At 73.8% G+C, this 10,544-nt stretch carries 2 protein-coding genes; both read left to right on the top strand.

Translation table 11 applies throughout. The features are described 5' to 3' along the window. Positions 1–9,626 (top strand): SDR family NAD(P)-dependent oxidoreductase (locus tag ACIHAR_RS39465; protein ID WP_400024080.1); only part of this gene is annotated, 9,626 nt, incomplete at its 5' end. 2 nt (positions 9,627–9,628) lie between these two features. Beyond that, on the top strand, positions 9,629–10,544 hold a 916-nt coding region (locus tag ACIHAR_RS39460; protein ID WP_400024079.1), incomplete at its 3' end, for a beta-ketoacyl synthase N-terminal-like domain-containing protein.

Here is a 10,544-nt window from a genome sequence, read left to right as displayed (position 1 = left end):
GTCCGTCGCAGGAGCGGGTGATCCGTCAGGCGTTGGCCAATGCGCGGGTGTCGGCGGCGGACGTGGACGTGGTGGAGGCGCACGGCACGGGGACGCGGCTGGGCGACCCGATCGAGGCGAACGCCTTGCTGGCGACTTATGGTCAGGGGCGGCCGGAGGAGTCGCCGCTGTGGCTGGGGTCGATCAAGTCGAACATCGGTCACACGCAGGCTGCCGCGGGTGTGGCGGGTGTGATCAAGATGCTCATGGCGATGCGCCACGGGACGCTTCCGGCGACGTTGCACGTGGACGAGCCGACGCCGCATGTGGACTGGTCCGCGGGTGCCGTGGAGTTGCTGACCGGGGCTCGGGAGTGGCCGCAGGCGGAACGTCCGCGCCGGGCCGCCGTGTCCTCGTTCGGTATCAGCGGCACCAACGCCCACGTGATCCTGGAGCAGCCGCCCGCGGAGTCCGAGGCGCGACCGGTCGGGGTGCAGCTCCCGGTGCTGGTGTCGGCGAAGTCCCAGGCCGCGCTGGCCGCCCGGGCCGGCCAGGTTCAGGGACTGCTCGAAGAAGGCGCGGACGCCGCCGACCTTGCCGCGGCGCTGGCCACCCGCGTCCCCCAACTGCCCTACCGGGCAGCCGTGTCCGGCGCGGATCGGTCGGAGTTGATGGCGGGGCTGTCCGCGCTGGCCGGCGGTGAGCCGGCGGCGGATCTTCTCCAGGGCGTCGCGGCCGCGCCGGGCAGGACGGTGTTCGTCTTCCCGGGGCAGGGTTCGCAGTGGGAGGGCATGGCCCTGGGCCTGCTGGAGTCCTCCCAGGTGTTCGCCGAGCAGCTCTCCGCGTGCGCGGAGGCGCTGGCGCCGTACACGGACTGGTCCCTGCTGGACGTCCTGCGGGGTGTCGACGGGGCCCCGGGTCTTGACCGGGTGGACGTGGTGCAGCCCGCTTTGTGGGCGGTGATGGTGTCGCTGGCCAGGCTCTGGCAGTCGGTCGGTGTGCGCCCGGATGCGGTGATCGGGCACTCGCAGGGCGAGATCGCGGCGGCCTGTGTGGCCGGGGCGCTGTCGCTCGAGGACGCGGCGAAGGTCGTCGCGCTGCGCAGTCGGGCGATCGTGCGGCTGGCCGGAACGGGTGGGATGGTCTCGGTCGCACTGCCGGCGGCCGAGGTGCGTGAGCTGATCGCCGACCACGGCGACGCCATCGACATCGCCGCCCACAACGGACCGCACTCCGTGGTCGTCGCCGGCTCCGTGCCCGCGCTCGACGCGCTTCTCGCCGAGTGCAGGAACCGCAAGGTGCGGGCCAAGCGCATCCCGGTGGACTACGCCTCCCACTCGTCGTACGTCGAAGATCTGGAGGACGAACTGCTGGAGGCGTTCGCCACGCTGACGCCACGGCGGGCCGAGGTACCGTTCCTCTCCACCGTCACCGGGGAGCCGCTGGCGGGCGAGGAGCTCGACGGCGCCTACTGGTACCGCAACCTCCGCCGGACCGTCCAGCTCGAAGAGGCCACCCGCACCCTGCTCACCCAGGGACACCGGCAGTTCATCGAGATCAGCCCGCACCCGGTGCTCACGATCGCCCTCCAGGAGACCATCGACGACAGCTCGGCCGACGGCGCGGTCACACTGGGTTCGCTGCACCGCGACCAGGGCGGGCTCGACGACTTCCTGGCCTCCGCCGCGCAGGCGCACGTGTCGGGCGCGCCGGTCGACTGGGCCGCCGTGCTCGGCGGGCCGGGAGCGGCCGTCGACCTGCCCACCTACCCGTTCCAGCGCCGCCGGCACTGGCTGGAAGGCACGGCGAGGGCCGGCGCGGACGCGGGCGGGCTCGGGATGACGGCCGAGCGGCATCCGCTCATCGGCGCCGCACTGTGGCTGGCCGACGAGGACAAACTGATCCTCACCGGCCGTGTCTCCCCGAGCACTCACCCCTGGCTGGCCGACCACGCCGTCGCCGGAACGGTACTGCTGCCCGGCACCGCCTTCGTCGACCTCGCCGTCCGGGCGGGTGACCACGCCGGACTCGACCAGCTCGACGAGCTGACCCTGCAGGAACCCCTGGTGCTCACGGGAAGCGGCGGAGTACAGCTGCAGGTCGTGGTGGAGGCCGCGGGCGGGGACGGCCGGCGCGCGCTGTCCGTCCACGGCCGGCCCGAGCCGGGGTCCGACGACGCCCCCCACCATCCGTGGACCCTGCACGCCACCGGCGTACTCAACCCTGCCGGTGGGCGCGCGACCGACCCGGTCAGCGAAACCTGGCCGCCGGCCGGATCCGAACCGGTCGACCTGTCCTCGGCGTACGACACGCTCGGCGAACGGGGCTTCGAGTACGGCCCCGCCTTCCGCGGGCTGCGCGCCCTGTGGCGCGACGGCGAGGAGTTCTACGCCGAGGTCGCCCTGCCGGAGGACACGCCGGCCGGTGAGTTCGGCATCCACCCGGCTCTTCTCGACGCCGCACTGCACCCGCTGGCGCTCGCGGAGGGCGACGGCCGCCTGGTGCTGCCGTTCGCCTGGACGGGCGTCCGGCTGCACGCCCAGCACGCCACCGTGCTGCGGGTGCGGATCGCGCCCACCGGGCCGGGCGCGGCGACGCTGGCCGTCGCCGACGCGAGCGGCGCTCCCATCGCCTCGGTGGAGAGCCTGAGCCTGCGTGCCGTCGACGCCGGTCGGCTGGCGAAGGCGGCGGCACCGCGCCGGCCGCTGTTCGAGATCGAGTGGACGGCGGCGCCGGAAGGCACCCCGGCCGCCGACTGGGCCGTGCTCGCCGACGCCGGGTCCGGTCTGCCCGCACCGGCGGGAAGCCACCCCGACCTCGCGAGCGTCGTCGGGACCCCGCCCCTTGTCCTGGTGCCCCTCTCCGGGGACCAGGGACCCGGTGCCGTGGCGCACCGGGCACTGCGCCTCGCGCAGGAATGGCTCCGCGAGGAACGCTTCGCGGGCTCCCGGCTGGTGTTCGTGACCCGCGACGCGACGACCGGCCACACCGAGGACGGGCTCGCGTCGTCCCCCGTGTGGGGTCTGGTCAGGACCGCGATGACGGAGAACCCCGACCGGTTCGGGCTGCTGGACGTGGCGGACGGGGAAGTCTCCGAGACCCACCTGGCGCGGGCGCTGGGCGTGCCGGACGCACAGGTCCGCCTGCGCGACGGGGTGCCGTCGGTGCCGCGTCTCTCCAGGTCCGCGCCCCAGGACGGCGCCGCACCGTCGCTGAACCCGGACGGGACCGTGCTGATCACCGGCGCCACCGGTGTCCTCGGGCAACTCCTGGCCCGTCACCTGGTCGCCGAACACGGCGTACGCCACCTGACGCTGGTCAGCCGCCGAGGCCGTGACGCGGCGGGAGCGCTGGAGCTGGAGGCGGAACTCACCGCACACGGTGCGGACGTCGTCATCGCGGCGTGCGACACGGCCGACCGCGAAGCCCTGTCCCGGCTGCTGGACGGGATCCCCGCGGCACACCCGCTGACCGCCGTCGTGCACACCGCCGGAGTCCTCGACGACGGCACGCTGCAGAGCCTCACCCCCGAACGGCTCGACACCGTGCTGCGGCCCAAGATCGACGCGGCCCGGCACCTGCACGCCCTCACCGCGGACCTGGACCTGGACGCCTTCGTCCTGTTCTCCTCGCTGGCCGGCACCGTCGGGGCACCCGGACAGGCCAACTACGCGGCGGCCAACGCCTACCTCGACGCGCTCGCGCTGCACCGGCACTCCCTCGGACTGCCCGCCACCTCCCTCGCCTGGGGCCTGTGGGCCGAGGGCAGCGGCATGACCGGCCACCTGACCGAAGCCGACCTGGCCCGGCTCTCCCGGGACGGCATCGCCCCGATGGGCAGCGAACAGGGGCTGGCCCTGTTCGACGCCGCCCTGGCGACGGGCCGCCCGGTGCTGGTGCCCGCGGCGCTGGACTTCACCGGCCTGCGGGCCAAGAGGGAAGAGGGCACACTGCCGCCCCTCTTCCACCAGCTGGTGCGCGGTGCGCGGCCCGCCGCCGCGGGTGACGCGCCCGGCGGCGGCTCCCTCCAGGAACGCCTCGCGACCCTCGCGCCGGCGGACCAGGACAGGACGCTCCTGGACCTGGTGCGCGGAGTGGTGGCGGTCGTCCTGGGCCATGACCAGGCCGACGCCGTCGCACCCGACCGCCCGTTCAGCGAGCTGGGCTTCGACTCCCTCAAGGGCGTGGAACTGCGCAACCGGCTGAACGCGGCCAGTGGCCTGCGGCTCCCGGCCACGCTCGTGTTCGACCACCCCAGCGTGGCGGAGCTGGTCGGCTTCCTGCGGACCGAACTGCTCGGCTCCGCCGCCGCACGGACCGAGACCGCGACCTCGCCGGCCGCGTCCGCCGCGCTCGCCACGGACGAGCCGATCGCCGTCGTGGCGATGGCCTGCCGCTACCCGGGCGACGTCAGGTCCCCCGAGGAGCTGTGGCAGCTGCTGAGCGACGAACGGGACGCGATCGGCCCGTTCCCGACCGACCGCGGCTGGGACCTGGACAGCCTGTACCACGCCGACCCCCACCATCCCGGTACGTCCTACACGCGTCACGGCGGATTCCTCTACGACGCGCCGCAGTTCGATCCCGGCCTCTTCGGCATCAGCGGCCGCGAGGCCACCGCGATGGACCCGCAGCAGCGCCTGCTGCTGGAGACCTGCTGGGAGGCCCTGGAGCGGGCCGGGATCGACCCGGCCTCCCTCAAGGGCAGCCAGACCGGCGTGTTCGCCGGCGTGATGGCCAACGACTACGCGGCACGGCTGAAGGACGCTCCGGAGAACCTCGAGGGCTACCTGTCCGTCGGCAGCACGGTGAGCGTCGCCTCCGGCCGGGTCGCCTACACCTTCGGTCTCCAGGGCCCGGCGATCACCGTCGACACCGCCTGCTCGTCGTCGCTGGTCTCCATCCACCTGGCCGCGCAGGCCCTCCGCAACGGCGAGTGCACCATGGCCCTGGCCGGCGGCGTGACCGTGCTGGCCACCCCGACCCTGTTCGTCGAGTTCAGCCGGCAGCGCGGCCTGGCCCCGGACGGGCGCTGCAAGTCCTTCTCCGCCGACGCCGACGGGGCCGCGTGGGCCGAGGGCGCCGGAGTGCTCCTGCTGGAGCGGCTGTCGGACGCCGAGCGCAACGGTCGCCGGATCCTCGGCGTGATCCGGGGCACCGCCGTCAACCAGGACGGCGCGAGCAACGGACTCACCGCGCCCAACGGGCCCTCCCAGGAGCGCGTCATCCGCCAGGCGCTGACCAACGCGGGCCTGACCACCTCCGACGTCGACGCCCTGGAGGCGCACGGCACCGGCACCACCCTGGGCGACCCGATCGAGGCCCGGGCCGTACTCGCCACCTACGGCCAGGAACGGGACACACCCCTGGCCATGGGGTCGCTCAAGTCCAACATCGGGCACACCCAGGCCGCCGCCGGTGTCGCGGGCGTCATCAAGATGATCCAGGCGATGCGGCACGGCGTCCTGCCGAAGAGCCTCCACATCGGCGAACCCAGCCCGCACGTGGACTGGTCGGCCGGCGCGGTGGAACTCCTGACCGAGACCCGGCAGTGGCCGCGGACGGACCGCCCGCGCCGGGCGGCCGTCTCCTCGTTCGGCATCAGCGGCACCAACGCCCACATCATCCTGGAACAGGCCCCGGCCCCCCGTCCCGTCCCCAAGGCCGAACCCCTGCCGGTGGTACCGCTGGTGCTGTCCGCGCAGACGGAGGCGGCCCTGCGGGCACAGGCCGACCGACTGGCCGGCGCACTCACCGAGGCGACCGACCTGACCGCCGCGGCGGCGACCCTCGCACTCGGCCGCGCCGCGCTGCCGGAACGCGCCGTCGTACTGGCCTCGACCGTCGAGGAAACGGCCGACGGGCTCGCCGGGCTCCCCGTGCGCGGAACGCCGGTCGACGGCCGCACGGCCTTCCTGTTCACCGGACAGGGCAGCCAGCGCCTGGGCATGGGACGCGAACTGTACGAGGCCCACCCCACGTACGCCCGAGCCCTCGACGCCGTCTGCGACGAACTCGACCAGTGGCTCGAACGGCCCCTGCGGGACGTCCTGTTCGGTGACGACGCGGACCTGCTGGACCGCACCGGATTCACCCAGCCCGCCCTGTTCGCCACCGAGGTCGCGCTCTACCGGCTGCTGGAAAGCTGGGGCGTACGGCCGGACTTCCTCGCCGGACACTCCATCGGCGAACTGGCCGCCGCGCACGTCGCCGGAGTGCTGTCCCTGCCGGACGCCGCACGGCTGGTCGCCGCCCGTGGCCGGCTGATGCAGGCCCTGCCCGAGGGTGGAGTCATGCTCGCCGTGCAGGCCGGGGAGGAAGAGGTACTGCCGCTGCTCGCCGGACGGGAGGACCGCCTGGGCGTCGCCGCGGTCAACGGACCCGACTCTCTCGTGCTCTCCGGCGATCCGGAAGCCGTGGAGGAGGTCGGCGCCGAACTGGCCGCCCGCGGACGCAAGACGAGGCGCCTGCGCGTCAGCCACGCCTTCCACTCCCCTCACATGGACGCCATGCTCGACGAGTTCCGCTCGGTCGCCGAAGGAATCCGCTTCGCTCCGCCCACCCTTGCGATCGTCTCCACCCTCACCGGCGAGCCCGTCGGGCACGAGGAACTGGGGACACCGGAGTACTGGGTCCGACACGTCCGCCGGCCGGTGCGCTTCCTGCACGCGATGCGCCGGCTCGAGGCCGAAGGGGTACGGACCTTCCTCGAGCTCGGGCCCGACGGCGTGCTGAGCGCGATGGGACAGGACTTCCTCGGCACGGACACGCTGCTGGTCCCCACCCTGCGCGCCGGGCGTCCCGAACCGCACACCCTGATCACCGCCGTGGCCCACGCCCATGTACGCGGAGTGCCCGTCGACTGGCGGGCGCTGTTCGGCGAGGTGGCCCACGAAACCCAGGACCTGCCGACCTACCCGTTCCAGCGCCGGCGCTACTGGCTGACGGAGGGCCCCGGCGGCGGTGACGTCACCTCGGCCGGACTCGACAGTACGGCGCATCCGCTGCTCGGCGCGGCGATACCGCTCGCCGACTCCGACGGCGCCCTGTTCACCGGCCGCATCTCCGTCCGCAGCCATCCCTGGCTGGCCGACCACGCCGTGGCCGGGTCAGTGCTCGTTCCCGGAACCGCCCTCGTCGAACTCGCCGTCCACGCCGGCACGGCCTTCGGCTGCGACCTCCTGGAAGAACTGACCCTCGCATCACCCCTCGTGCTCCCGGCCGACAGCGCGCTCCAGCTGCAGATCACCGTCGGCAGCCCGGACGAGAACGGCCGGCGCCCCGTCACCCTTCACTCGCGCGGCGACCGCGACGACGGCGGCTGGGATCGGCACGCCACCGGCACCCTCGCCCCCGCGGACACCCCGCCCACCGCCGGACCCGCCGTCTGGCCGCCGGCCGACGCCGTACCCCTGCCGGTCACGGACCTGTACGACCGCCTGGCCGACCGGGGCTACGAGTACGGTCCCGCGTTCCAGGGGCTCCACGCGGCCTGGCGAGCGGGCGACACCCTCTACGCCGAGGTGCGGCCCACCGTCGACGCCGACGGCTTCACCCTCCACCCGGCGCTGTTCGACGCGGCCCTGCACGCGCTGCTTCTCGAGGAATCGGCCGAGCTCAGGCTGCCGTTCTCGTTCGGCGGTGTCCACCTCCCGGGCCGGGGCGCCGGAGCCCTGCGCGTCACCCTCTCGCCCCACGAGGACGGGACCGTCGCGATCGGCGTCGCCGACGAGACCGGCGCACCGGTCGCCACGGTCGAGTCGCTTGCGCTGCGCGCCGTACCACTGGAGACGCTCCTCGCCGGCCGCGGCTCCGACACCCCGGTGTACGGCCTGGAACCCGTCGCCGTGGATCTGCCCGGCAAGGCCCCGTCGACCATCGCCCTCCTCGGCTCGGCGGACCTCGGCATCGAGGCCGAGCACCACGCCGACCTCGCCGACCTCGCCGCCCGCACGGCCGAAGGCGCCCCCGCTCCCGAGGTGGTGGTCCTGCCGGTCCGCCCGGCCGCTCCGGACGAAACGGGACGGATCACCGAGGAGGTGCTGGCCGTGCTGCGGCAGTGGCTGCGGACCGAGTCCCTCAGCGGCTCACGACTCGCCGTCGTCGCCACCGAGGACCTCGCACACAGCGCGCTCACCGGCCTCATCAGGACCGCCGCGTCCGAACACCCCGGACGCTTCCAGCACGTGATCACCGACGATCACCCCGACAGCCGGCCGCGACTGGCAGCGGCACTCGCGGACCCCCGGGCGCACCTCGTGCTGCACGAGGGTACGGCCCGCACACCACGGCTGACCCGGGCGGCGACGCCGGACCGCAAGGCGACGCTCGACCCCGAGCGCACGGTGCTCATCACCGGCGGAACGGGCGCCCTCGGCGGCCGGATCGCCCGGCACCTGGTGACCCACCACGGCGCGCGCCGACTGCTCCTGACCAGCCGCCGCGGCGGCGGCGAGGAACTGGCCGCCGAGCTGACCGCGTACGGCGCGGACGTACGGGTCGCGGCCTGCGACGCCGCCGACCGCGGCGCCCTGGCCGAGCTGATCGCGTCCGTCCCGGACGAACACCGGCTCACCGCGGTCGTCCACGTGGCCGGCGTCGTCGACGACATCACTCTGGAGGCGATGGGCCCGGAGCACCTCTCCCGCGCCCTGCGGCCTAAGGTCGACGCCGCATGGAACCTGCACGAGCTCACCGCCGGCCTGGACCTGTCCCACTTCGTGCTGTTCTCGTCGCTGGCCGGACTGGTCGGCAACGCCGGACAGGCGAACTACGCCGCGGGAAACACCTTCCTCGACGCCCTGGCCCGGCACCGGCACACCCTGGGCCTGCCCGCCGTGTCGCTCGCCTGGGGCATGTGGCAGGACGGCATGGCGAACGAGCTGGGCCGCACCGACCGTGCCCGGCTCGCGCGCGGCGGAGTGCTCCCGATGCCGACCGAACAGGCCCTCGCCGTCTTCGACCAGGCCCTCGCCGTCGGCGGGACGGAGCCGGACGACCGGCCGGTGCTGGTCCCCGCCGCTCTCGACCTCGCCGCACTCCGCGGCCTCGGCGACACGCTGCCCGAGGTTTACCGGGGTCTGCTGCGCGGCCAACGGCGCGCTGACCGGCGCACCGGCTCCACAGCGGAGAGCGGAGCGGCGATCCCGCTGACGCGGCGCCTCACCGGCCTTCCGGAGGCCGATCAGCGGCAGCTGCTGCTCGACTTCGTCCGGGAACAGATCGGAGTCGTACTGGCGCATCCGGAGCCGCGGACGATCGACGTCCAGCGCGGCCTGCTGGACCTCGGCTTCGACTCACTGACCGCGGTCGAGCTGCGCAACCGGCTGAACGACGCCACCGGGCTGCGGTTGCCCAGCACGCTGGTCTTCGACCATCCGACCACCGAGGCACTCGCCGACCATCTGTGGCGCGAGCTGGTCGGTGAGACGGTCTCCCCGGTCCTGGCCGCTCTGGACGCTCTCGAGGCAGTCCTCTCCACCGTCGGAGCGTCCGACGGCGACGGCGACGGCGACGAGGCAGGCACGGTCGCGGCGCGGCTGCGTGGCCTGCTGCGCACGGTGGACCGCGCCCCCACCCACGACGATCTCGGCCTGGCAAGCGACGACGAGCTCTTCGCGGCCCTCGACAACGAACTCGGCAGGTAGGCATGAGCAGCAACGAGCAGAAACTCCGCGACTACCTCAAGCGCGCCACGGTCGACCTGCGCGAGACCCGGCAGCGTGTGCACGACCTGGAGGAGCGCGCGCACGAGCCGATCGCGATCGTGGGCATGGCGTGCCGGCTGCCCGGCGGTGTCGCCTCTCCCGAGGACCTCTGGGAGCTGCTGAGCAACGAGCGCGACGCCATCGGCGCGTTCCCCGACGGGCGGGGCTGGGACCTCGACAACCTCTACGATCCCGACCCCGACCACCTGGGGACGTCGTACACCCGCGAAGGCGGCTTCCTCTACGACGCCGACCGGTTCGACGCCGGGTTCTTCGGCATCAGCCCCCGCGAGGCGACGACCATCGATCCCCAGCAGCGGCTGCTGCTGGAGACGGCGTGGGAGGCCTTCGAACGGGCCGGCATCGACGCGGCCGACCTGAGGGGCAGTCGCACGGGCGTCTTCGCCGGCGTGATGTACGACGACTACGGCTCCCGTATCCCCAACGCACCCGAGGGCTTCGAGGGCTACCTGCTGACCGGCAGCACCGGCAGCATCGCCTCCGGCCGGGTGGCGTACACCTTCGGGCTGGAGGGCCCGGCGGTGACCGTGGACACCGCCTGTTCGTCCTCCCTGGTCTCCCTCCACCTCGCGGCGCAGGCCCTGCGCCAGGAGGAGTGCTCGCTCGCCCTCGCGGGCGGTGTCACCGTGATGGCGACGCCGGGCACGTTCATCGAGTTCAGTCGGCAGCGGGGTCTGTCGCCGGACGGGCGGTGCAAGGCGTTCTCGGCCTCCGCCGACGGCACCGGCTGGTCCGAGGGCGTGGGTCTGCTGGTGCTGGAACGGCTGTCGGACGCTCAGCGCAACGGGCACCGGGTGCTGGCGGTGATCCGGGGGTCCGCCGTCAACCAGGACGGTG

Origin of the sequence: Streptomyces sp. NPDC052016 (genome assembly GCF_044548445.1) — a bacterium.
Taxonomy (GTDB): Bacteria; Actinomycetota; Actinomycetes; order Streptomycetales; family Streptomycetaceae; genus Streptomyces.
Note: the sequence above shows the minus strand (reverse complement) of the source record. Positions and strands in the feature narration are given on the sequence as shown.